13 protein-coding genes are annotated in these 25,574 nt (G+C 57.9%); 5 read left to right on the top strand and 8 right to left on the bottom strand.

Annotated elements, in window-relative coordinates:
• Positions 1 to 191 precede the first annotated feature (191 nt).
• The 3 genes from B0E47_RS06255 (at position 192) to B0E47_RS06245 (ending at position 3,991) form a co-directional block, all read left to right on the top strand.
• Positions 192 to 1,241, top strand: a complete 1,050-nt coding sequence (locus B0E47_RS06255; RefSeq protein ID WP_077513144.1) for a nucleoid-associated protein — start codon at positions 192 to 194, stop codon at positions 1,239 to 1,241.
• Positions 1,219 to 2,667 (top strand): hypothetical protein, encoded by a 1,449-nt coding sequence (locus B0E47_RS06250; protein WP_139351365.1) that lies wholly within the window; start codon positions 1,219 to 1,221, stop codon positions 2,665 to 2,667. Before B0E47_RS06255 ends, B0E47_RS06250 begins: the two co-directional genes overlap by 23 nt.
• Before the next feature lie 289 nt (positions 2,668 to 2,956).
• Positions 2,957 to 3,991, top strand: a complete 1,035-nt coding sequence (locus B0E47_RS06245; RefSeq protein WP_077513142.1) for a DUF4365 domain-containing protein — start codon at positions 2,957 to 2,959, stop codon at positions 3,989 to 3,991.
• Between the two features lie 683 nt (positions 3,992 to 4,674).
• On the opposite strand, the gene B0E47_RS06240 is transcribed toward B0E47_RS06245, so the two are convergent.
• From B0E47_RS06240 to B0E47_RS06215, 6 genes are all read right to left on the bottom strand, one after another.
• The gene (locus B0E47_RS06240; protein WP_174566961.1) at positions 4,675 to 6,765 is read right to left on the bottom strand and encodes a DUF1998 domain-containing protein; all 2,091 of its coding nucleotides are present in this window, start codon (positions 6,763 to 6,765) and stop codon (positions 4,675 to 4,677) included.
• A gap of 143 nt (positions 6,766 to 6,908) precedes the next feature.
• Complete coding sequence (locus B0E47_RS06235; protein WP_077513140.1) at positions 6,909 to 11,105, bottom strand: helicase-related protein; 4,197 nt, start codon at positions 11,103 to 11,105, stop codon at positions 6,909 to 6,911.
• The gene (locus B0E47_RS06230; protein ID WP_077513139.1) at positions 11,098 to 13,893 is read right to left on the bottom strand and encodes a hypothetical protein; all 2,796 of its coding nucleotides are present in this window, start codon (positions 13,891 to 13,893) and stop codon (positions 11,098 to 11,100) included. Before B0E47_RS06230 ends, B0E47_RS06235 begins: the two co-directional genes overlap by 8 nt.
• The gene (locus B0E47_RS06225) at positions 13,890 to 15,617 is read right to left on the bottom strand and encodes an Eco57I restriction-modification methylase domain-containing protein (RefSeq protein ID WP_168171022.1); all 1,728 of its coding nucleotides are present in this window, start codon (positions 15,615 to 15,617) and stop codon (positions 13,890 to 13,892) included. Before B0E47_RS06225 ends, B0E47_RS06230 begins: the two co-directional genes overlap by 4 nt.
• A 1,425-nt stretch (positions 15,618 to 17,042) precedes the next feature.
• Positions 17,043 to 17,324 carry a helix-turn-helix transcriptional regulator gene (locus tag B0E47_RS06220; protein ID WP_077513137.1) on the bottom strand — a complete coding sequence of 94 codons (282 nt, stop codon included), beginning with the start codon at positions 17,322 to 17,324 and terminating at the stop codon, positions 17,043 to 17,045.
• A 100-nt stretch (positions 17,325 to 17,424) separates the two neighbouring features.
• Positions 17,425 to 17,694, bottom strand: coding sequence for a helix-turn-helix transcriptional regulator (locus B0E47_RS06215; protein ID WP_077513136.1), 270 nt, complete (start codon positions 17,692 to 17,694; stop codon positions 17,425 to 17,427).
• A gap of 585 nt (positions 17,695 to 18,279) precedes the next feature.
• On the opposite strand from B0E47_RS06215, the gene B0E47_RS06210 reads away from it, so the two are divergent.
• Both B0E47_RS06210 and B0E47_RS06205 read left to right on the top strand, forming a co-directional pair.
• Positions 18,280 to 20,946 (top strand): TonB-dependent receptor, encoded by a 2,667-nt coding sequence (locus B0E47_RS06210; RefSeq protein WP_077513135.1) that lies wholly within the window; start codon positions 18,280 to 18,282, stop codon positions 20,944 to 20,946.
• A 131-nt stretch (positions 20,947 to 21,077) separates the two neighbouring features.
• Entirely contained in the window at positions 21,078 to 23,114 is a 2,037-nt protein-coding gene (locus B0E47_RS06205) for an Atxe2 family lasso peptide isopeptidase (RefSeq protein ID WP_254422839.1), read from the top strand.
• On the opposite strand, the gene B0E47_RS06200 is transcribed toward B0E47_RS06205, so the two are convergent.
• Both B0E47_RS06200 and B0E47_RS06195 read right to left on the bottom strand, forming a co-directional pair.
• On the bottom strand, positions 23,111 to 24,859 hold the full coding sequence (locus B0E47_RS06200) for an asparagine synthase C-terminal domain-containing protein (protein ID WP_077513134.1): 1,749 nt from the start codon (positions 24,857 to 24,859) through the stop codon (positions 23,111 to 23,113). The genes B0E47_RS06205 and B0E47_RS06200 overlap by 4 nt on opposite strands.
• The gene (locus B0E47_RS06195) at positions 24,859 to 25,533 is read right to left on the bottom strand and encodes a lasso peptide biosynthesis B2 protein (protein WP_168171021.1); all 675 of its coding nucleotides are present in this window, start codon (positions 25,531 to 25,533) and stop codon (positions 24,859 to 24,861) included. The genes B0E47_RS06200 and B0E47_RS06195 overlap by 1 nt, the downstream gene beginning before the upstream one ends.
• Positions 25,534 to 25,574: the final 41 nt, after the last annotated feature.

The raw sequence follows: 25,574 nt of genomic DNA, 5'->3' as shown, positions 1-25,574 counted from the left end.
GCGCGGGCAAGCCTGCGACGGGCAGAGATCGACCCAACCGGACGCTGTGCGCGGTCCATTATTCAGGCGCCTTAGAGATTTCGTGGGCCGCCTACAGATCGCAGCTGTTGAGACTGGTGATCTCTAGGGTACATTGCGTCGTCATAGGGCCGCACCGAGGCGGGAACCCCTAAAGGGAAAGGAGAACATCCATGGGGTTTCTAACCGATGTCGAGCGTCAAAGCCTGCAAATCGAAGCCATGATCTTGCATGTGGTTGGCGAGGAGAATTTCGCGCCGGAGCCTGCGCGTCAGGTCGAACATGCCGCCTTTTTTGTCGGTCGAGTCCTGGAGACCGACGTAGCGGCGGTCTACGCGTTCAAGGAAGTCTCCAACACGCGCAGCGCCCTTGAGCGCATCGCCTGTGGCGACGACGCTTTTGAAGCGGGGGCACAGGCATTGTCGCGCGAGTTCTCGCGTTTTCATGGAGCCTCCACCCGCGACGGCGCGTTCTTCATATTTGCACTTCGTAGCGATCATCCAAATACGCGGCTGTACAGCATGATCAAGTACGACTACCGCGAAGCAATCGAGCAAACGGAGGACGAAGATGGTCAGCAACGGCTACGGCGCATCATTCACGCGTTCATCGATGACAAGAGGGCAATTCAGAAATCGGCATTGATTCGTGTGGTCGATGGCCAAGCAGAGGTCTCGGTGGCTGCGAGAGACCGTTCAAAGCCCGCCCCCGAAATTGCCGACTATTTCGCGACCTTCCTAGATGTCGAGCGAAGCCGTAATGACAACGAGCTGAACCAGGCGCTGGTCGAGACATTGCGTAAGACCTTCCAGGAATCCAAGGATGTGTTACCTGGGAACGATGTCGCACGCGCCATGCGTGCGGCTAAGGCTACGCTTCGAGACCGGCAGGAAATTAACGAGCAGGCCGTCGTCGAGGCCGTTCTGGCAGCGGCAGGTCACCCAAGAGACGAAGAAGTCCGGGGTCTCTTGCAAACTCGGACCGCACAAAAGTTGCGCACGCACAAGCTGACTGGATTGGTGTTTCGGCCGGACCGGCAAATCCTGCGCAAGCCCCCTTTGCGCAAACTCGTGACCACGGAAGGCGTTACCGTCTTGTATCCGGATGAGGCGGATGCTGTCACCGTACGCCGCGAGCGCAACCCCAATGGGGGAGGCGAAGTGATCACCATCACGACCGATCGCATTGTGGAGGACTCCGTTGTCCGTGATCCTGCTCGCTGAGGCGGTCGACCGCCTCGTCGACGCCGGCGAGGCGTTCATCGTCGAAACGGAGACGACCGCCACTGTCTCCGGGCTGTCGGCAGCGAACACGGCCACGCTGATGTCGCTTTGCAATGCATTGGGGTGGGCAATCGGTTTGTTTGACAGTGCGGGCAGCGCGTGGTCTCTCGACGAACGCCCCGACCAGGACTTCGGCCCATTCCGGCTTTCCATCCAGAAACCGGTCGCGGCGAAAGACACGCTGCAACTGCTTAGTAACCAAGCCTTTGCACGCTGGCTGCAGCAAGGGCACGGCGCCTCACAGTGGCATGTCGCGCGTTTGTCCAAATCCATCTTGGCACAGACTCGCAGTTTTCAGCCTTGGGGGGCGACGCCTATACCCGTGCACTCGATCCCGGCGAAGAGTCCACGCACGCTAGTTCGAGAGTACGGTGCCACGCGGCAAGTGCCGGATGATATCCGTCCTTGGCTCGTCCAATCCTTGAACGAAGATCAGTGGGCGGTACCTGCTGTGCAAATATGGGCACATGAAGCGAGCGTTGCGCTGGTGCGTTGCCTGCCCGATGAAATCGATTCGGAGAGCGGTGCGCTCAAGTTTCGCGGACCTCCACGTATGACCTTGTCGGTTATCGCAGGAAATGGCACCTCCTTGGACCTGACGGCATTCAATAGCCTGCAAGTCGCCGCGCAATGGGTGTTCGAGAGCGAACGCGAAGCAGAGATGCGCCATATCCTGCTGGCCACCGAGTTGGCGCGGTCCAGCGCAAGGTCCGAAGACGTTCCGGTGTTCTTGCGGGATCATCTCGCCGATGCATGGGACTGTGCGCAGATTGCCTATCAAATGGCGTTGGCTGACACCAGCCGAGATACATTGAAAACGCTGGGAGACCTTCGCAAGACAGTGACTGACGAGACCGCCAAGCTGTCCGACTTGAGTCGGCAGCTGGCTGCTGCAGTTGCTGGGGCGCTGGCAACAGGACTTGGTCTGGTTGCGGCACGTGTCGCTACCAACGCCCCAGCTGGTCTGATCCTAGCGGTCATGGTTGTTATCGCGATCTATGTCTTGCAGGTCATTCTCTCGGGAAGCCAGTTCATTCGGTTGCAACGGACGTTGCGTAGTGAATGGCACCAGAAACTCTATCGGTTTCTCCCGGAGAGCGAGTACGCCAAGCTGGTGACGGTCCCGGTTGGACGCGCCGAGCGATCTTTCTGTTGGACTGCGATGCTTGGAGGGGCGGCTGTTTCGGTATTGCTTGCCGTTTGTTTGTGGACGATTCTCCATCCAACAGCAGCAGCTGTGTCGCCCGATAAGCCCTCTAGTTCCAGTTCCACGGTGAAGAGGACCAATCCGACTGTTAAGCAAGACAGGGGCGATCGTTCAGCAGCTGCAAAGCCAAACGATAAACGAGCGCCTCAGGCCCAATAATTTGGGCTCTGATCATCACGACCGAACTAATTCGCGACTACTGATAGCCGATGTATGCCCTTGCTGGCTCGATGACGGCCCGGCAAGCTGCGATGGGCAGATGTCGACCCATAGAGCCACCTTCGCGCCCATCTTCTGCCCGGTCATACGTCTGGTTGTTAGCCTGACCACGCGAGGATAGGCTCTCGATACAACTAAGGAGTTGCGTCAGAGTCTCTTGGTCGACGGAGTATGCCCAAGCGGACGCGCGTGCCGTTCAACTCAAGCATTCGATGTCATTAGGAGAGACATGCCCGCGTACAAACGCTCTGCGATCACCGCGAAGGAAGGTATCAACTTCATCCGTAGTGCAGTTGAAGCAAACGGCTGCCTCTTCATCAAGATCGAGCAGGAAAGTGATCTCGGAATCGATGCTCTCATTGAGTTCATCGAGAACGAGCGTCCGCTGAACAAGCAGATTGCTGTCCAACTCAAATCCGGCATGTCCTACTTCACCATGGAGTCTAGCGAATGCGCATTTCCGATTGGTAGCCATCGTGAGTACTGGGCGAAGCATCCGCTCCCAGTGTTTGGACTTGTGTACGTACCAACACTGCAGCGCGCACACTGGGTGGACATCAAGCGCTACCTAAAGTCCAACCCAAATGCAGCATCAGTGAGATTTTCGGCAACAGAAGCGAACCGATTAGACGGTGGCACTTTCAAAACGCTCTTCGTGCGCGTCGTTCTCGGTCAACCGCCTGTCCTTGAGATTGATGAGGGTTTTCGACTGGCACGTTCGGACAAGGTGGACGAAGCATATCTCGGCCTTCTGGTCCTGTTTCGGCGCTTTCCTAACAACCTAGCGGTATGGGAAGAGCTTGTTCGGACGTTTATTGAGCGGCCAGCATCCCAAATCCCACCAGTGCTCATTTACTGGATTGCTCACATTCCGTGGCATGACGACATCTTCAGCGTTGGCGAGCCGCTATCGCCGCCCACGCGCCAATACGCTCAAGGCCTTCTCTCAGAATTGACGATTGAGCACGTCATTAAGCTACTGTCTTTCATTGAGCCAGAAGAACAGATCGGACGTGGCACGCTCGGCCAATCGGTCGAAGCGATCATTTCGTCGCTGCCGAAGGCAGCAACGATGCTGCGAGAAGTTGTTGGATCTAGGAAAATTGATATGCAACTTCGCGAGTACGCCGGGCTGATCCTTGCGATGAACGAGGGGCCAAACGCTCTATCGGAGCTTTCAATGCTCGAAAGAGAGGGCTCTTGGTACGCCGGCGAGATTGCTAAGCACATCAAAGATTACGGCGGAATCAATCCGTATGCGTGAACTCCCTTTCCTAGAAGGCGTAAGCCGATGCCCCTCCTTTTCCCAGAATGCTGTTGCCGCAGGAGCTGACGTACGAATTCCTTGGAACATTTGCGCGTTGCGAATACGCCCTCAAAGGATCCGGCTTTGCGAAAGGTGGGGCATCATCCGTTGATGCCAATTGGGATGCCTTTGCTGTCGCCATTGATTGGCATTTCCGGCGCGTAGGCGATCAGACTTTCAAGCAGGCTGTCCAGTCTCTTTTGACCGAGCCGCCACGCAAGCAGGTGTTGCGTAATGGGAGGGTTGACTGGAAGACACTCCGCCTGATCAAAACCTTTCGAAAGCTCAGCAGGTACTTCTCATGGTTCGGCGGATCAGGAACAACCTGTTCCACGGAGCAAAGGTGTGGTCACCCGAGTACGTCAATCGCGAGCGTGACATCAATCTGGTTGAAGCAAGCTTGATTGTCCTCAAGCGGTGCGTCTCAATCAATCAGGAAGTATACGAGGCCTATGAAATCGGCACCTTTTAACTCTTCCTCCAAGCGGACGCCTGACGGCACCGCTTAAGTCCAACATTGAGCGACCGCTTCTGGCCGATTCTGTCGAAAAACTCGCTTCAAAAATTTGAGCTCGTCCTAAGGGAGAGCGTGGACCGTTGAAGGGATCAACGCATGCGATGCAAGGTGAAGGAAGTGAAACTCAGTAAAAGATGGGGTGTCCCGATGCAGTGTCCAGATAGCCATTGATGACAAGTCCGTGCTTGGGGAGGTCCTCTCTTGGCGCAGGCCCTCCGCGCAACACGGATCGAGACAGCAACTGATTGCCTGCGATGCAGGAAGTCTCTGGAGTGACGATGCAGCTTGGACAGGCGCCACCGGAAGAATCGCACAAGCTTCCGGCACCGCACATCAGCGTTTTGGCTGACGCCAAGTGCTCCAAGAATGTCGTGTTGTAATTTCTCCAGAGTGCCGACAGATTGCCCAGATCCATGGTCGTACCATTCCGATACACAACAAAAGCAAGATCAGCGGGGAACAAGTATTCGCCAAGGCTACCCAGATCCAAGCCAGAGAACTCCGCGATAGCCTTCATCAAGCTGTGCGAATAGGTGTGCAGAAGGGTATAGACGTATCGATAGGCATTTGCCGGTCCAGGAGTGAGGTCGGAAAAGAATTTTCCGAATGGCGCTGCACTTTGAAGGAGGTGGGCGCCAAGCTTGGCCTCGCTGGGTGCATCCAGGTCGGGGAGATCAGTGACCTTGACCGATCGCAGCCACGAATAGACTTTTCCTGGATCGAGGCGCACGTAGATGGCTTCGTTAGCTTGGTTGACCACATAGATCGGTATCTTGCCGTTCCCAAGCTCCTGAAAGAGATTTAAGCGGACAGGCAGCATCAACGCCTGCTGATCGGACTTCTCGATCAACGGATCCGTCGACATCCGGGTGAAGCCATGAGTGAATCGGCATAGATCGAACTCCCGGACTAATCCCATGTCGGCGATTCCCAGAATGTCGAGCAGTTGCGACGTTCGAGCTTGCTGAGCCGAGAGTTCAGTCTGGGTTCTTGGGGCAAGATCCTTGTCGGGATGGGCGAATCTTATGTACGGAGATCGGCCATCGACTGGGCTAGTAGCGTGGATTTTGCTTCGGTAGAGGGCTTCATGCTCGACAGCCAGGCGCAATGGGTCATACCGACTGCCGAACTCAGTCCGTCGACGGATTAGTGCATCGAGCCAAGCCGGCGACTCATGCTGGATGGGTACCAAGCCCGGAGTGGTCCTCCATTCTGCGACCATCTCTCGCAGCTGGACGGAGAGCTCCTCGGCCATAGGTGTGCTGGCAATATTCGGCGAATTGCGCATCGACGCCATGCGCTCATACCGCGAAACCCTATCGGAATGTCCCGCCCGCCGCAGGATTTCAACGACTTCAGCGTCGTTGGGTGGACGTGCTCCCAAGCCGAACTGTTCGGAAATGAACCCAGCCAGGTCGGATTCGTTCCCTTCCTGAAGCATTTCCAGCAAGTCGCGTTGGTCCGCAGATAGGACAATGAACTGTTCGGAGTGAGGATAGAAGGCAGGCGTCGCGCGGTACGAAATTGGTTCCATTCGGCGCCAGCGCGGCGGCCGTTGATTGGCCTCATCACCCAGCAGTTCAGTCGTCACCCGATCATTCTGGAGCCAGCTGTCGCCGTATTTGTGTCCATTCTCGCATTCGAAGACCCATTCACCGATGCGGGGAGACTTATCGATTAGGTAGAACTTCCGGCTTTGGCATAAGGGACAGGTACCCGAGGGTTTGGAGACCTTCTGCTCATGCGAGTTCCACTCCCAGCGCCCAGGCATCGGAGGCTCCCAGTTCCCGGACCAATGCACAAAGATGACATCCAATTGCCTCCAGCGGCACCTGCCCTTGTTCTCATTCGACCGCGTGTCGCAGTTCTGCGTCTTCAGCTGATCCAAGTCTGCAGCAGTCTCCCGAACCGTTTCATATTTTCGGAACCGACCGCACGTATTGCAGACGAAGTCCATCGGAGCAGGCACGTAGCACATCGCCCTAGGGTCGACGAGTTCGAATCGGCTGTGCGCAGGCGCATGAAACACGCCATCACGCAACAAAGTGGCATCAAGGCACAGTACCGGCAACACGGGATGGTCGGGCGTCCCACCCTGCATAGCCCGCGAGAACCAGCTCTGCCAAACTTCTCGTAGCCGTAGATGAATCTGAATTCCCGTTTCAGGGGCGATGTCGGCACGAGTGGGATTTTGGCTCTGATCGGGAAGCGACATGCATGCACCTAGGCCGCCTTCAAACGTGAAGAGGGCGCCCGGCGCGTACACAGTCCCCAACTGGCCGCGAGACCGTGTCATCTTGGATGCCGATGGCTCCCGCACTTCCTCGCCACCGCGTCGACTATATCTGTTGGCCATGCTTAGTCTCCTTGATCGCTGCCTTCGGCAACGCCCCTGCGGATAAGCCCCATGACGCGTCGGACTGCGCGGTCGTCGATTCGGCGCCCACCATCTAAATCGCGGTGACCGAAGGATATGTACCCCGCTTCGTCGACATCTCGCAGAGACGTCATGGGTCGCTTCATGACACTTGCCTGAGAATTGAAAAAGTCCCAAAGGCCGCGGCTCTCGCCGAGTATGTCCCGCGCCCAACCGCTCAACATCGCCTCAACCCGTTCCCGGATAAGCTCTTGGTAGTGCTGCTTCCCGCCCGGCGCGAAGTCGTCATTGTCCAGTCCGATTGCATGCTCGACGAACGAGCAAAGACCAGCAATCAAGGGCCCGCGTGTCGCGTGGCCGTTGTATTGAGTAATGATGTTCGGAATCCACGAAAGGTCTCGCACACGGTGCTTTTCATCGGGAATCGCAGTGAGAACATCACGGATGTAGGTGATTCCCGCGAGATACGCCTGAATGAAGCTCGGCAGCACACGCTCGACGGCGCGCCCGGCCCAACGATCGATCGCTGCCGGCGAGATCATTCGCTCCAGGAAGCGGTGGTAGCTGTCGAAGACCTCAATGACATACCGATCCCGGCGCCGCTGAGGGGTCGGAATCAGTACAACGAAGCCAACGTGCGTACGGCCGACGCGCGATGAAGCCTGAATGTACTCGGCGATGTCCGATGGCAGGCCGGCAAAGAACATGGAGTTGAACTCCTCCACGTCCACGCCGTGGGATACCGCCGAGGTAGCGATCACAGAACGGAGAGCTGTGTCGAGGTCATCCAGAGGCTTTCCGGGCTGCGGTCTGGATTGCGCCTCCTGCACTGTCTTCTGGATATCGCCTTGCGACACTGAGCCTGTAATCAGGTCGGTTCTGAGATCCTTGATGACCAACTTGCGTTCAGCATGTCGCTTGCGGGTCTCTTCGAACTCAGCCGCCATGATCTGGTCGCCACCCTTCTTATTGGTGACGTAGGTCAGCGCAATCCGATGGAGATCAATCAACGTCGCAAGCTCGGAGGCCGATGCTTTAGTGAGAGCTGATCGATAGTAGGGCGCTAGCTGGGATGCAGATATCGCATCGATCAGCTGGGATCGCACGGTTTCGATTAACTCCTCGTGCCCTGAAGTCAACGACTGCAGGAACTCAGTTATCACTGTATGAAAGTTCGAAAGAATGGAAACGGTCGTCGCGGTGTGCGCGCGACCATTCGTCATGAATCCCGTATAGACACGGGCACACTTCGCCCGCACTTCGATATCCTCAATTTGACCGCGCTCCGGCTCATCCGGCTCAGCAGGGTGTGCGTAGAAGGACTCGTAGAGCTCTTCACCCGGATACGGGAATTGCATAGCTGGGACGGGGCGCTGGTAAAGATGTTCCAGTTGCCTATCCGGATCCGATACCGTCGCAGACGCAGCGATAACCTTCGCGCGTCGACGAACCCGGCCGCCTGGCTCGAAGACAACAATCTCATGGAGCGGCTTGGCGATTTCCTCAAGAATCGTGTCCAGTGCGGACTCGAAAAGTCCAGCAAAAGTCCCAAGAGATTCGTCGAGCAGGTGCGCCTCATCTTGAATGATAAGGCTGGGAAATGGGTCGTAGAAAAGGTGCTTGCCGTTCGGGTAGGCGGGAAACACGCCCTCGTACCCCCTCGACTCAGGGCCACCTTCGAACTCCCGCGGCTCGTTCGGGATGTAAAGCCGGTTCGTAACCGGATTGAACCAAGGGGCTGCGCCGAACATCGCATAGATGCGGCGCAGCGTGCGTGGGGACTGGCCAATGAGCGCAAGCTTGTCCACCGTACCCAGCAGCACAGAAGGCGCGAGATCGTAGATGTCTGTATCGCAAATGTAGAATGGAAGTGGGGCGTAGCCTCCACTGTTGGCGTCACATCCTGCGTTCGAGCAAACGTGTGCCAACGTGCCACCGCGGCTTGAGAAAGTGCGCAGCACGGTCTCCGCGCCGCAGAAAGGGCAGCTTGGGATTTTGTTCCATGCAGCCTTCTGCAGCTCGTAGTTGACCTCGCGATCTAACAACCTTCGTTCCGTCTTAGCATCTGCGGCTTGGTCGTTAATATCTGGTATGTCCGAAACGCCGGGCGCCTTGTGATGGTTGGGCGAACCGCCGCTGCCGACCCAGAAGCCAATGGAGAACGGATCTCCAGCGATGCCCAGCCTTTTCTTTACCTGCTCAGCCCTGGCGAGAACCTTCGCGCATCGCTGCGCCTGTTGGATCGTCAGTAGACGCAGCGGATAACGAACCATGGCGGTGATGCCAATACGCTTGCCGCGCAGTCTGTCCAGGAACAGTGAGAAGACGAGTAGCCCAAAGAATGCTTCGGATTTACCGCCGCCGGTCGCGAAGTAAAGGAGCGTGACCGTGTCATCCCTTGTCCGGTCGTACCTGTCCATGAATGACGGCATGCGACTTGCCATTGCCGGGATGTTCGCGATCACGAAGGCGATCTGGAAAAGTCGCCATTCGCCTTTGTCATTCTTGAGGCGATCCCTTAGGACATCTGCCATAGCCTCGTTCATTGCGAGCCACGCTTCGTAGACGTTGGCGCGTTCGTCAGACTGGTGCCCCCGCTGGCGACTTTGCGCCCAGATATCTGCTGAATCCTGAAGAATTTTCAGTCCCGCCTTGACGGCACTGATTTCCCTTCGCCAACCTTCCTTGTCTCGGAGAAAGCCTGCCCGCTCTCGCGCTATGCCGTCATCGTCATCTTCGCTTAAGCCAGCCGCGAGATCGACTCGCTGATCGAGTGATTCGAACCACGCGTCGAGCGCCGTTTCCAGCGGCAAGATGGCGCTAAGCCCATCGCTCTGGCTCAATAACCGAACCCGTGGATTGATGCCCTTATATGTTTTGGGTACGACACGCGGCTGGGTGTAGCGCGGACACCATGTGGTCTGGAGCGTCAGTTGTGGAGAGCTTGCCTTTCGAGTGGCAATGACGCCTCCATTGAATCCAAGGGCTGGATACTCGAGGTACCGGTTGTACCTGTAAGACGCCTCGACACGGCCAAGTTTCAGAGGAGCATGGAGGCAAACCGGCACGCTGACTTCGAGGTGGGCCTGGAAGACACTTTGATCGGTCATCTCGGCGCCGCGCCTCACTTCAGTCGAGGCATTTTCCAAGCTCACATGCAGATTGGATCTCAGCGGATTCAGCCAGTCCCTAGACAGCCGAATCTGCCACTGCAGCGAGATATCTGGCAATGCAAGCTCCAGCCGTGTGTTGGAGCGAATGGTGTCAAGGAACTGCTGCCAGCCTCGATACTCCGAAGGAAGAACGTTCACGTTCTTCCGAAAACACCATGCCCTCCCAACATCGGACTCCGCCCATCGCTGCACCGTGATCCGAATTGCTTCGTTCAACTCTTGGGTCGCATGATCGACTCGCATCGAAAGCTCCGCTGGCGAAAGCTTCGGGTCGATCACAAGGATGGGGATCAGTTCGGGATCCAACGGGATCCGCAGCCATTTGTGTGGCACATCCATTGGCCGGAACAAGCTATCGTTCAATGGTGCAGCTGCACTGCCGTCGACGACAACACCTTCAGGAGCTGGCTCGGTGGAATCGTCGCCCTCTCCTGACTCCTCCACGGAGAAGAGCGTGGTGATGTTCGACGGCAACCCCAGTCGGCTAAGGATCTCTTCCCGGACAGATTTGTCGATCTGTTTCCACTCTGGATGCCGAAAACGCTCTCGGAAGGGTTTGCCCGCCGAGATGACCTCCCAGCGGACTTTCAGCTCGGTGTCCGTCTGATTCCGCAATGTCTGTCGGACTGCATTTTGTAGCCGAAACCTTGGGGCACAATCTGGCCGCTTGAGGTCATCGACGCTAGGCAAGATCCGAACATAGACTTGGAAGCTTGGCTTGACTGAAATGACCCCTTCTTCCTGGTGGAATATCTGGAGGTCGATACCATGGGCCGTAATCCTGATCGGCTGAGTAACCTCGTCCCCTGGCCCCTGCAAAGGGAGCGGCGGCAGAAGGAAGGCCGATGACAAGATTGCCCTGGGTCGAGCACCGAACAAGGTCTCGCCTTCCGGCCCGTGTCCGCTGATGCGCGAGAAAACGACATTGAGCAAGGAGTCGACTACTGCCTCCTTAAGCGTCGTGCTGATACTTCCTGGGTCAGCCCGGACGACACTGCTATCCATATGATGGCTCCTTGTCAGGTTTTCTGATCGCCTCGACTACGTGAACGCTCTCTTTGGCGCGTGCAAACAACGCCTGCACGACGGCGTACTTCAATCGCTTGTGCACGATTGCAGACTCTGGATCCAGCAACAGATCAGCATATGCGTCGGAAACTCGGCGTCCGTCCGCACGGCGCACACCGCGTAACGGCTGTATCACAGCCCGCCAAAAGTACACGGCCTCGAAGGTGTCGAGCCCAATGGTTTCGGCAAAAGCTTTGAAGTGCGCCTCATCTCTCGGCGCCCCTGGTCTGGACTCATCAAACGGGCGGCCGCGAAACCTCTCGACGTCCATCCAGCTCTTGATCCGGGCTTCTGTAGGCATCTGTGTACCGGGTGCGATGCTTTCCTCCATCCTGGCCGAGATTCCGCGTGCCTTCTCGGAAAGCGTGGATCCAGGCACGTTCCTCACCATCTCTCCAATGCGGTCATGGTACTGACGCAATTCGCTCTCGAATCCACGATCGTTAGAAATGGGGGCTCCTGCTTCCTTGAGGGCTGCTTCTGTCATTTCGCGGAGCTCGACCGACATCACGAAGAGGCGATCGCCCTCCATTAACCTTGACACGCCGATCTGCCTAAAGCCGCGGCTTGGCGTATGGGACAACGCGGGATCGTATAAGTACATGGTCGACTGCGGGCTTCGGCGAATATGAATACCGTTGTCGAGGACAATCTCCCATGCGTTCTCATCGTGGTCATCGCTGTTGGCAAGCGATGCGGATAGCCCTTGTTCGAAGGAGAATGTCGGTAACACGAAGTCTGTGCGATTGAAGATCAAGCGTTCGTCCAAATCCGGGAAGTCCGGAAGCTGCCCAAGAATCGCTTCGACACGACTTCGTAATGGCTCGAAACCTGGAATCGAATTGATCGATCTCAGGGTGGCCCTGAGATAGGCTGCGTTGCGCCGCGTTAGCAAGACGTAGGTAGGCGACGAGATTCCTTCCTCAACGAGGAGATAGCGTAGGGATTCCTCATCAAGGCCAGCAAAGATGACTGTCTCAGCGTTGTCGCGTCGAAAATCCCCTTCGAGATCCCGCGTCACCACGAAACGAACGCAGTCGCGGAGGACTTCGAAACCGGCACCCTCAGGGTAACCGTCGTAAGTCTCGAAATAACGCTCGGCCAAGCGTCTTGCAGTGGGTTTGGTGAATGCCACACAACACCGTTCGTTGCCGCGTGTATGTTCCTCGATCAACTCGGCAAGCTTGCGTGCCATGGGTGTCCCGTTTGCATAGTTTTCCCACAGCTCGTTCCCCTGGTGGATTGCCTGCTTCAATGGGGCGCGCTTCTTGAACGCCGGATGATGAAGTATCTGCTCTAGCTTTGACCGGTACACCGGCCAGGCGAAGTTCCTCCGCACATCTTCCGGGACGTTCGTCTCGTTCAACCACATCATCAGCACGCGGGTACTGGACGGAAGTGCTGCCAGTCTAGCCAGATATTTCGCCGATTCTTCCAGGGTGTGCTCCCAATCCGGATCGAGCAACTCTTCCCGCACATGATCAAGCAGGGCTATTACTCGACCAGCCTCCGTATCAGTGATCGCGACCTGAATGTCCTTTTTGGATGGTATGCGTGCTTCCGCATCCTCCACTGTCGTGAGGCCACTACCATTGCGTGCAGCCGTACAGACGATGCCGCTGACCGCGGGCTCCGAGCAAAGCAACCATCGTGCGACCTCTCCTCTCTTGTTTGCACTCTTCCTCAGTTCCTTCGTCAGTTGGGACCAAACGTAAGGCTCATCGGTCACGACGAGTACGGGAGGCGTGCCCTCCGGATAAGCCCGCCGGAAACACTCAAGGAACATGATTGCATTCGACTTCCACAGTGGGTTGTCACGACGCAACGCTCGTGTGAGATCGAGAACAAGTACATCTGGCTTTACCGCATGCTCCAGATCCCGTAATGCGGCCCGGATGTCCGAACGAGATGCCTTCCAACTGACAGTGAATATCGAGTCTGGCGCACTGTCCGGGTTGCTGAGCGTGCGAATAGCGTTTTCGTTCAACACGCGTCGATCCGCGTGGTTTCGAAGATTGGCCTTGATGTGACGAAGCAAATCCCCATCGCAAGAGCGCCAACCTTCGAAATCCTTGTTAGCAAAGTAGTGCGGAAGCAATTCCGCTAAGCTCGGATGAATCCTGTCCGCCACCTCGGGCTTGAGATCGTTCAAGGAGAACCAAAACGCATCCTTCTCCCGAAAAGGATGCGTGACCTTTGGATTGGGCTTATTAGAGTCCTCAAAGAGCTCTCGGGCCAACTCAAGGAGATCCGACCGATCCACATGGGCATGGTTCAAGGCGCTCAGGAAGTTCGACTTTGCCGGATACAACAAAGTCCGAATGCCTTGTTTGTTGCCTTGGTGCCATCGGGCGACAGTTGCAACCGCATGCGCTAGGGCCAATGCCCGCAGCGAGCCCGGCCAAAGCAAGACGACTCGTGACTCTCGTGACTCCGAAGCCTGCAATAGTTCTGCGGCGAGTAACCCAATCGCCCGATTCGCGTGGAGCTCGACATTCGTGTCATCGGCCCGCAGACGAAGCCCTATCCGCGCCGGATCGAGCTCTTTCCGGAATGGGCGGCTATCCTCCGTCGTTTGATCCGGTGGCCTCATTGGCTGCGAAGTTGCCGGCGACGGATCGCTTCCCTTGCGCGCGAGGAGTTTCGTGATCAACGCTCGCTTACGTTCCTGCGCCGACCGGATCTTAGACAAGTGGCTCGAAGTGCTGGCGGCCCGACGCTTCATGCCTCATCCCATCCATAGGCCAAGAGTACGGCGCGATCAATCTCAGTGCCTGCAGCAAAGAGGCGAAGAACCTCCGCCGGACTTGGCAGCATCAGCTTATTGAGCTCAGAAATGCCAACGTTATTTGCGCTCGAAATGGATCTGAAGACCCGGTCAACCGGCTGGGAGTTCAGAATCTTGGCCATCGTCTCAACCGGAACCAATGAATCTTCCTTTTGCAAAAGGGATATCACATGGTTCTCGCAAACGAATCCTCCATGCTTCTTGACCCAGTTCGCCAGTACAGGCGCGGCAACAAGCCTGCTTCGCTGATCGCTGGAAGTCAGTCGTTGCAGAAGTACGGCGGCTTGGCATACGACACCTTGCCCCTTCAGGCTTCCGATCTCCACATAGGCTTCGTTCTGTTTGTTCTTGAGGTCTCGCCCGTGTTTGAACTCCCCATTGGGCGCAACGTCGGTTGCCCAGACCAAAGGGACGATTGCTTTAGTGCCGGGCGTCGACTTCGGATACTCCTTGAATCGGCGGCGCGTGTCCCTGAAAGGAACTAGGTGTCCAACTTTCGCGACGTATCCATAGTCCAACAGCGAAAAATTGGCCTTCTCGGCAAGCCTGAGCAGTGAAGCATCCGATTCCGCCCTTGGGATGGGCCACGGATCCCCATTACTTGGCAACCAGCAACGTCCTACGTCGTTGAATGTCCCATCGTCCGTAAGGACGTTCACTTTCGCATTTCGCTCCGTCCCCTCGGGAACCCTCTGCGTCTTCAGTACACTGATCGTCGTTTCCTGGAGGACGTCAATGAACATCGATGTCCTGTTGCCGAGCATGTCGAACTGCAGGATGCTCGCTTCGCTAATCAGGTGCTTGCGCAACTTGGAGAAGGATCGGCCGGAAAGGAAACTTGTGGGCGTCAAAAGCCCAACAAGCCCTCCGGTCCGGCACAACCGAAGGGCTTGACGAATGAACAGGCCGTAGATGTTCGGCTGTCCTTCCATGATGTCATCGTATCTGTCTCGATAGCGTTCGACCTCTTCCGATCGGAGCTTTCGATATGGCGGATTGCATATCACCACATCGTGCTTGCGCGCTACGCTTCCCCCTGGGCCAAGTCCGTCGCCATTGGATAGCTTGAAGTTGGGAACGTAGCCTGATGCCTTTATCAGTGGATAGAGGGCCATTTTCAACAACGAGTTGGAGAGCTTGAGCAGCTCCTCATCCAGATCGTTCCCGCTCAGATTCCGCTCAATATGCTTAAGTTGTTCCTTGGCTGGGAGCTTCCTCTTGCCAAGTTCATACTTCATCCGCAGCGCGAGCGGGACAAGAAAAGCCGATCCGCCACATGCAGGGTCATGCCACTTGTGGTCAACGATCGATGCGCCATTGCCCTGGAGGCCGTCAATCACCCGCTCCGCCAGTAGCGGTGGAGTGAAGAACATCGCTCGCTCTGACCGTATGGAACGATCTACCAGTCTGGAATAAAGGGTCGCAAGCCAGTAGGCAGCCTCCTCGAACGGCTGCTGCCCCAGCCAACCCACGAACTCGTTGACGGATGGATTGGAGAGGAGGCTGGACGATGCCCAAGGTGCACGCTCCGGCAACAGACTTGGATAGGAGTTCCTTTGCCAGAGGTAGGTCAGAGTCCGAATCAGGCAGCTTGGCGTCTGGCCCTTCTTGATCAACAACTCCAGCGCCTGCACCCGCCGGTAGAACTTGAGCCGGGCCATTGGGATTACCATCCCCAAGCTCCGGCAGTACTTTCCGAATCGACGGTTGGAGTGGGCCACCCATGCGCGCGTCTGCAAGACAAGTAGTCCGAAGACCTGCATTTGCCGAACTCAGTCCCATGAAGGACTCGCCGAACTCCTACCGGCATTACCCAAACACTCCAAGATTTCACAGGCGCTGTCCCCAGCTTCTCAGCCCAAGCGAATAAATATCACATACACCAAGAGCTGACCTTACTTTCCTACCGTCCGTTCAGTGTCGCACCAATTTTGGCCGCAGCACTTCCTTAGTGCCAAAAAGTAAGTGCCGGTCTTGCCGCCGACCGCCGACAGCTGTGCTCCATGCAGAGCTTTAAGATCGCGCCAGTCTCAGTAGCTGCTCTTGCGTCGCGCTACCTCGGACATCCATACCTCGACCGTTCTGGTCCGGGTGGCTCACCGGCCCTGCAGCTCCAAACTCTCATGCTCATCATGAATGTACGGCTGTGCGTTTTGAGTCGTACCTCGCACGGAGCCTCGGGCCTGATTCATGATCGGATCATCCGCGGTGGCTGACCCTCTGCTGGGGGTTCTGCAGCCGACAGCAACGCAATCTGCATCCGAAGGTCTGGCCGATCCGACCAAGCTGCTAAGCGTAAGCCAGTCGGCACGAAGAGCTTCGGGTGGAACCGCCGACGGAGTGCAATTCCAGGCGGCACAGTGCAAGAACGAGGTCAGTCAATTGATTCCGCCGAGGAAGTGAACCAGACCTGTTCTTCGCCACTTACCCATCATCGATCCACGGCAAGGTCAAGCTAATCGACGGCACAGGATTCGGATCGACGCGTGGCTAGGTAGAGCCCGACAAGGCCCACTGCTGTGCTATCCATGATGCGCACTGCGCTGGCCAGCTCTGCATCGCTGCAGCTGAAGTTGCCGCACCAGTAGGCTCGGGAGAGTGGGCTTTCCATGTCGATATGCTCGTCCATGGTTGCCACGTTCCCGCAGCTAAATCGTTGTGGATATCAGCGCCTGGACCGGTGTTCTGTAGGCGCTTGCGACGACTAGGGTCAGGTATTCTCGCGCCCCACTGAGCGGGTGGTCAAAAATGAAGCGTCGTCGTTCAATACCTCACCGCTTTTCATATTCAGGCACCTGCAGCAGGTCGGTGATGTTCACGACCAAGACCAGGGCTGCGCGTTCAAGACCATCGACATACTTAACGCAGCGCTCGGGCTGCGTTAAGTATGTCGATGGAACTCCGCCCCTCGGCCAGTTGCTCCTGAGTCAGTCCGTTGGCCTTGCGGGCGGCGAATGTTCGCTGAGACGCGATCACATGTGCTCGGTAGAGTAGGAGGCGACGACTGGGAAGGCATAGTCTCCAAGACAGATTAGACTCATTTCTTGGTAGGCAAGCCAACGTGTCCTGTTCTTGAGCCACTCCCGCTAGCGAGGGGGCCGACCTGTTGAGCTCGGTCCACCACCAGCAATCGTCTTCTCAAACCGCCTTACAAAGCCAACCAGGTCTTGACCGCAGGCTTGGCAGTATTCGCGCAGTTGCAGCAGGTCCAGCCGTCGTCCACCGCGTTCGACGTCGCTGATATAGGACTGTGATCGCTCCAACAACGCGGCCAGTTCGGCCTGCTTCAGACCAGCCTTGTCCCGGACTTCGATTAGCAGTTCGAGCAGCGTCTGGTACTCTGGTTTGTGGATCGACTTGGCGGGCATTGCGGCGTCATGACTGGAAGGCCACGCCCACCCTATATCCAGTTTTTCGGTATCTGAAAAACAGATATATAGGAATGGATATGTTCGTGATCCGCTCCTCCTAAAGGGCGAATCGGTTAGGCCCACCAGCGATCTCCTCCTCAAACCGCCTTACAAAGCCGACCAAGTCTTGGTCGCAGGCCAAGCAGAACTCGCGTAGTTGGAGCAGATCCATCCTTCGCGAACCGTGTTCGACGTCGCTGACATATGACTGCTTTCTCCCCAGCAGTGCGGCCAAATCGGCCTGGTTTGGATGGGCCTTGGTCCGCATCTCGCGTAGCAGCCCCTGCAGCACTTTGTACTCAGCTTTGTGGATCGATTTGGGAGGCATCACGGCTTCTCAGATGGTAGGCCGCACCCAACCTATATCTGGTTTCCAAATATCTGAAAATCAGATATGATCATTTCCGCGGGACGCCTATTTGCCGACTGACCCATGCCGGGCGTGGCGTGCACGTCTTTACTTATCGGGGAGCTACTCGGGGATCTACCAGGAACAAGCGGGACGCCCGGCGGGACACACCTGCCACAGGTCGGCCAGGGGTGCTGACCACCAACCGGAGACATTGCATGTCGAAAAACAAAGGGGTTGTAGTGGCCGACCCGGCTAGGGGTATGGATCGGGTCTGCGCGTTGGAGCTTGCAGGACGCGGCACAGGGGTCATGCCGCATGGCAGTCGTAGCCAAGAGCCGCCGCTGAAGACCACAGGCATTAATGGTGACCTCGGGGCGGAAGCGGTGCCAGGCGCATGGCGCCCGATCGCGGGGCCGACGAAGTGGCGATGGGCGTTTCCGCTGGCGATATAGCCGCCGCCTGTGCAAGCCATAAATGGAAGATCTTGCCCGACGACCGTGCCAACTCTCGAGCACGACCGGACCGGCATGTCAGAAGGGCCAACCAAGGGGAACGCAGAGGATGAAGACAAGCACGCTACGCAACGCCATTTCCATCGCCTTGCTCGCCGTCGCCACCGGCACGACCGGGCTGGCTCAGGCCCAGGTGGCCACTATGGACGCGATCGCGCTGGGCAGGGCAGCGGTGACCGATTCGCAGGTCAAAGCCGACTTCGATCTACCCGCGGGGAAACTTGTCGCGGGTCTCGACGCACTCGGCAAACAAAGCGGCCTGAGGCTGGACTACCCGCCCGAGCTGGTCGCGGGCAAACAGGGCAGGGCGGTTCGTGGCCGCATGAGCTGGCGCGAAGCGCTGACCAGATTGCTCAACGGGTCGGGTCTGGACTACGAGGTGGTCGATAGCAGAACCGTAGCTATCCGGCGCGCGGCAGGGCGGGCGAGGGCAGCTGGCTCCACGGCCACGCCCCACGCATTAGACACGACGCACCCGACACCCCCAGTCACGAATCTGGAAAGTGTGCAGGTCACCGGCACGCGTATCCGCAGCGGCACCTCGCCATCACCGGTCATCACGATCGGCAGCGAACAAATTCAACAGGAAGGTTTCGCGGACCTCGGCGAGGTGATCCGCAGCGTGCCGCAGAATTTCTCGGGTGGACAGAACCCAGGGGTCGCGGCAGGCGCAGCGCAAGGTGGGCCCAGTGATCAAAACCTGACTGGTGGCTCGGGCATGAACCTGCGCGGGCTGGGACCGGATGCGACCCTGACCCTGCTCAATGGTCGACGCATGTCCTATGGCGGCTTCTCCCAAGCGGTGGACATCAGCGCTATACCGGTGGAGGCGGTGGATCGTATCGAGATCGTGCCGGATGGCGCTTCGGCCATCTATGGCTCCGATGCGGTGGGTGGCGTGGCCAATGTGATCCTCGAGCGCAACTTCAATGGTGTGACCGTCGGCACGCGCTATGGGGGTGCCACCGACGGTGGTCAGATTACGCGTGAGTACAACGCCACCGCCGGCACCGCCTGGGCCACGGGTGGCTTGATCGTGGCGGGGGAGAGAACCTCCAGCGATCCGATCTACTCGGACCAACGTGACTACACCCAGTCGATGTACCGGCCTTCGACGCTGTGGCAGGGCGACGGTCTTCGCAGCGGCTTGTTCAGCCTGTATCAGTCGTTGGGGGAGGTCGTCGAACTGCATCTGGATGCGCTCAGTAGCGAGCGGAATAGCTATACAGAGACGGCATACCCCAGCGTTTACTATCCCTACAAGGCGGGAACGAATACCACCCTGGTGGCGCCCAGTCTCGAAGTACAGTTGCCGGACGACTGGACACTCACGATCAGCGGGGCCATGGGAAAAGACAAGACGTCTTTTGCTCAACCGACAGTGGACAAGTCGAGCGGATCGGACATTGCCAACGGCCACGGCGCATATCGCAACAAGAGCCTCACTTACGAGATCGGCGCAGAGGGTCCGTTGTTCACTCTTCCTGGCGGCGAAGCGAGGCTGGCCAGCGGTGCAGGCTATCGCGACAACGACTTCCTGTACTTGGGCAGTAACACAACCTACGCCGATGGCGGCCAGAGCAGCCGCTTTGCCTATGCCGAGTTGAGCCTGCCGCTGATCGGGCCAGAGCAGGGCATCGGCGGAATTGAGCGACTTGCATTGACTGGCGCGGTACGCACCGAGAACGGCGACTACGGCACGGTGACCACGCCCAAGTTTGGTGTGATCTATTCGCCCAGTGCCGATTTCTCGTTGAAGACCTCATGGGGCAAGTCGTTCAAGGCGCCTACGCTCCTGCAACGCTATTTCTCCCAGAACGCCATCTACTACCCAGCGGCGGCGTTGGGGGGCACCGGTTATCCAAAGGATGCCACGGTGTTATGGCTGACGGGTGGAAACGCGAACCTGCACCCGGAGCGGGCACGGACATGGAGTGCCTCGCTGGCATTTCACCCGGAGGTGCTATCCGGCCTTGAGGCGGAGCTGACCTGGTTCGATATCGACTATACCCAGCGTGTTCTACAGCCCATTACCACGAACGATGTGCTCGGCAATCCGATCTACGCGGATTTTGTCGACTACGACCCCGCCAGTGCAGTGTTGGCCAAGGCGTTTGCAAACGTTAGCAACTTCTACAACTACGTAGGTGCACCTTACGACGCCAGCAAGGTCGTGGCGATCGCCGATGGCCGGTATGTCAATGCGTCCCGGCAACGGATCAAGGGGGTCGATTTGTCGGGATCGTATCGAGTTGACTTGGGCGTGGGGCAGTTGACGGTCCGTGGCTCGACCAGTTGGTTGGACAGCACACAGTCCCTAACGGCGGCGCAAAGCCCGTACGATTTAGCAGGCACGCTGTTCTACCCAGCCAGGATCAACAGCCGGATTGGGGCGCTCTGGCAGCAGGGCGGTTTCACCGCTTCGGTATTTGGAAACTACAAGAGCGGGGTCACCGACACCATCGACGGCAGGAATGGCGCCTCGTTTACCACCTTCGACGCCACGCTACGCTACGACACCGGTACGCGCGATGACGCGTGGTCCAACCTGGCATTGGAGTTGTCGGTGCGTAACGCCCTTGATCGGGCGCCGCCTCTTTACGACGTCATTTCGCACTATGGCGCTGCCACCGCGCGCATATATGCGCCGTTCGACTCGACCAACTACTCGGCGATCGGCCGCTATCTCAACCTCTCTATCTCCAAGCACTGGTGATGCGGCGTCGTGAACCGGGCCGTACTGAGCGGGCCGTACATAGTCCTACTGAAACTGGAATCAGGTCATGGCGTTTGGTTTCATTCCGAGCCATCGCCGGGCGTGTTCTGTGCGCAGGAGTATTGCTGGGCGTGCTCGCCGCAACCACCCAGGCATTCGCGGTGTCGCCACGGCAGCTGGTGGAGATCGCGGACTTCAGCAGCCCCGTGGTGTCACCGGACGGAGCGTATGTCGCGTTCCGAGTGACACGGGCGTCGATCGAACGCGATATCTACGATACCGCTTGGTATATCCAGCGGGTGGACGGATCGTCGCCGGCGCAGCGCGTGAGCGATGGTGGGGTCCCCTTGCGCGACTCTGCCGGTGTCGCATTGCCGGCTACGGTGGTTTGGTCGCCGGACGGGCACTGGATCTATTACCGCGCCCGTCTGGATGGCCGCATCGACGTTTGGCGTGCTTCGGTCGACGACACGGCCGCCGAGCGTATGACCAGCGGCGGCGCCGATGTGCGGAACTTTGTACTGAGCGATGACGGCAAGGTACTGAAGTACAGCGTCGGGCCGACTCGCGAGGAAGTGGCTGCGGCGGAGCAGGCCGAATACGACCGTGGCATTCGCGTCGACCGATCCACGCCACTAGGGCAGCCCCTGTTCCGATCCGGCTATATCGAAGGGCGCCCCACCACCCAGCGTCTCGGTTTCATGTTCAATCGGGTCGACCTGACCGCCGATGTGCCAGATCGCTGGAAGGTGGTCGATCTGGCGAGTGGGGTGGTGCGGAATCTCGCACCGTCCGAAAGGCTCCCTGCGGCGCTGGCAGCGTCGGATCTCGCCAAGCAGGTGCCTCACGTCTGGAAACTGGCACGCGATCGCAAAAGTGGACGTATCGCGCTGCTGACGCGCACGGGAGTAAGGACGGACCGGCTGCGGATCGGGCTGGCCATGTTGCCGGCCCGGGACGCGCGCCACTTGGTGAAATGCGTGGCGGAGGCGTGCATCGGCAAGAGGATCAGTGGTGTGCAGTGGCGCCCCGGGACCGACGAAGTGATTTTCACCGTGACGCCGTACGACCAGGGGTTCGCCCAGTCCATCTATCGCTGGAATGTAGAAACGGGTGCGGTACATCTGGTCGCCACGTCCAGTGGTCTGTTCGGTGGGGAAGAGCGTTGGGAATCCGGCACCTGTGGCGCGTCATCCAAGGTGCTGGCGTGCGTGACAGCCAATGCGAATCGCCCGCCGCGGCTGGAAAGGGTCGACTTGCAAACCGGCGCGCGACAGGTGCTGTTCGACCCCAACAAGGCTCTGGCACAGGACCTCGCCAGGATTCCGACACAACTGTTGCGCTGGACGGACGCGAAAGGGAGGACGTTCACTGGTCAGTTCTACTCGGCGCGCGGGAGTGGTAACACACCACCGCCGCTGTTCGTTACCTACTACTGGTGCACTGGTTTCGTCCGGGGAGGGGCCGGCGACGAGTGGCCGTTGGCCACGATGGCGGAACAGGGCATCTCCACGCTTTGCATTAACGCGCCCTCGTTCTCGCCCAACGCCGATAAACGCTACAGCATGGGGCAGTCGGCCGTGGAGAGTGTGGTGCATCTGCTCGCATCGGAAGGCCGGATCGACAAATCGAAGGTTGGGATGGGTGGGCTCAGCTTCGGCAGCGAAGTAACGATGTGGACGCTCATCCACTCCGATGTGATTGCAGCGTCGTCGGTGGCGTCGCCTACCCCGTCGTCGATGTATTACTTGCTGGGCAGCAACATCGGCAAGTCATTCTGGTCGGTGCTGCGATCGAATTGGCAACTGGGAGCCCCGGACGAGACGCCGGCGCACTGGCAACAGATTTCGCCGACCTTAAACCTGGGAAAGATCCGCGCCCCGATACTGATGCAATTTCCTGAGCAGGAATACATGTTTGCACTCGGCTACGCCATTCCGATGATGCTGAATAATCGAGCGGACGTCTATGTTTTTCCCAACGAGCCGCACAACAAGTTTCAGCCCCGACATAAGCTCGCCGTGTATGCGCGCAACCTGGACTGGTTCCGGTTCTGGTTGCAGGGGTATGAGAACCCGGACCCAGCAAAGGCAGAGCAATACGCCCGCTGGCGTTCAATGCGTTCGAGTATGCGTCAGAGGCACATTGTGCAACAGGGCGCACCCTAGTGCTGATGGCGGACCCAGTTCTCGACCATGCACAAGTCGAACATTCTCAGGAAGGTTCTATCGCGCGGCGGCAAAGGCTTTGAAACGAAGGAGCTGATGGCGCATGTGTCCAGAAGGCCTTGTGACCTGAGGCGACCTGACAGAAGGAAGTCTTCGATCTGATGCTTGTTTCGTTCATAGATAGCGCCCAGGTAGCTCATGTAGGTCGCCTTGCTTTGGCGGTTCAGCACGTCGGCTGGCAAAAGGTCGGAAAACGCGGTTCGTGCGACCGCGCGGTTCCTGCCCCCGGCGATCCACATCCAGCTCGGTGCGCGGAGGCAGGCTTCCATGACGGGTTGTGATAGCAGTGGGAACCTTAAAGGCCGCCTGTATCCACGTGCTGCCTGGCTCTCGAAGAGCTGATTCCCAGCCAGATCGAATATTCGCTCCCGGTCCCCCGGTAACGCATTCATGGGAGCCGCAAACCATGGGTGCGCTTCCGGCTCCACATATGCCGAACCTGGTGCAAGGAATGCGGGATCTTGATGGACGGGAGATTGAGGCGGTCGCCGCAGTTTGGAGAGGGTAAAGCGGCCTGCCTTCCAGAATGTGCATTGGTGCAGGCTGGCCAAGTCCCTTACGGCGGTGATGGCGGTGCCGAAACGATGGGCTCTCCATGCATCAGTACTGGGGGCTGCGGTCCGGAGATAGCAGAACACCGAGTCACCTCCTCCTCCCGTGTAGTAAGCGGTGGTGCCGTGGTATTCGGCGGCGGTCTCCATGGCCTTGTCCACTACGTACTGCAATGGTCCCATCGTAGGAGCTACGGAGTCGGGAGATGGTGTGAAGTCGAAACGTGCCTTATCGAAGCCAAGGCGTTCTGTGTGGAGCTCGACGCCGAGCTTCCTGGCCATCTGGCGAGCGTACTGCCGCTCGTCCACCCCGGGAACCGGGGTAACCAGGTTGCAGCAGATGACGCGCGCATGGCGATTCCGTAGACATGCCGCGACGATGGAGGAGTCGAGGCCGCCGGATAATTCCAGCAATATGGACCGGTCCATGCCCGTCCATGCGTGGACGGCGCTTTCGACTGCGTGACGGATCTGGTCTGCAGCATCGTGCAAGTCACGGTAGCGGTGTTCACGAGCGACGAAATCCCAGGGCGACCACGCTTGCTGGACCGATACCTTGGAGCCACTTGTACGCAGCGAACACCCAGGCAGCAACTCGACAAGCTCAGCAAATCCAGTGCGCTCCGTTTTTATGTCGGGGTACCTCAGACGATGAGCGATGAAGTCCCAGTTGATCTGCTTTCGGTAGAGAAGGGCTCGGATCGCCAGGGAAACGTCTGACGTAAGGAAGCCAGCTCCGTCCCTTATTGACCAGATGCATGGAAGATTACCGGCGGCTGACGGGGCACGCGTCATCGTGAACCCGCCGGGATCTCGTGTATCGGGTTGGATAATGAGGTAAGAGCCCCAGTAATTTTCCAAGATGTGCTTTTGGATCTGCGCTGGAGTTGAAAGCCTTGGGAACCCTGCGCCGTCATGGACAGCGATCCCGTCCTGCGTAAACAGGTGGCCGATGAGTATCCCGCCGCCTGGCAGTGACAACGTCGACATGTTCTCCGTGCCGAACAGGGACAGTGTGCCCGACGCATAATGGACGCGCATACCCATCGCATAGAGCGGGTCAGTCAGGGTGGGAAATTTCGCGTCGGTGCCTTCTTCGGCGGGCGTTAAAATGGCGATGTAATCGTTGTCCATCAGATCACCTTTATGGGCGTGAAGGCTAACGCGTGTCCCAAGGCGTCATTCAGAACCGTGGTGTCGTGTTGTGCCCAGCAGTGCGCGGAGAACGGGTTTCCTGTCACGCCGAAGACGAGATCGGCGTGCAGTTCACGCTTGGCCAGGAACTTGACCATCGCGATGGAATCGAGAAGGCAGCACGTATCTATTGGGACGTACAAGCGCGAGCTGCGGAAAGCAGCAGCTGCCTCCAGGACATTGGCCTCGCTTGGGCGAGACATTGAAGCTTGAGACGTCCGCTTTTCTCGAAAAGATGAAAGATTTCGAAGGGTCTGCTTCAGACTATGGGTTTTCAGTTGTCGCTGTATTGAGCAGGCGATTGCGAAGGTGTCCAGTAGCTCGCCGACGCTTGCCCGCCTGGGATGAACAACCTCTTCCATCGCACTACGCGTAGGAGTTTTTGTGAATGAGAGAGGTGTGCAATCGGGCTCGACTCGTTCGTCGATCAGTATTTTTCGTTCGATCAATCTACGAATGCTGCTGTCTGGGACATCACCATCCAGATAAGTGGCCAACGCAGACTCCATGCACTCAGTGAGACGAAAGTAGCGGTCGTTCTGGATGTCGAGGAAGATCAGGTGGTCATCGACTCTGCAGTAGGACAGGTCACGATGCAGTCTGAGTTGGGTCATTTGCATCACTCCAGATAAAAGGCGCGCCTTTCGGCGCGCCT

Origin of the sequence: Rhodanobacter sp. B05, assembly GCF_002001085.1 — a bacterium.
GTDB lineage: Bacteria > Pseudomonadota > Gammaproteobacteria > Xanthomonadales > Rhodanobacteraceae > Rhodanobacter.
The sequence above is the reverse complement of the archived record's forward strand: the minus strand, read 5'-3'. Positions and strand labels throughout refer to the sequence as shown.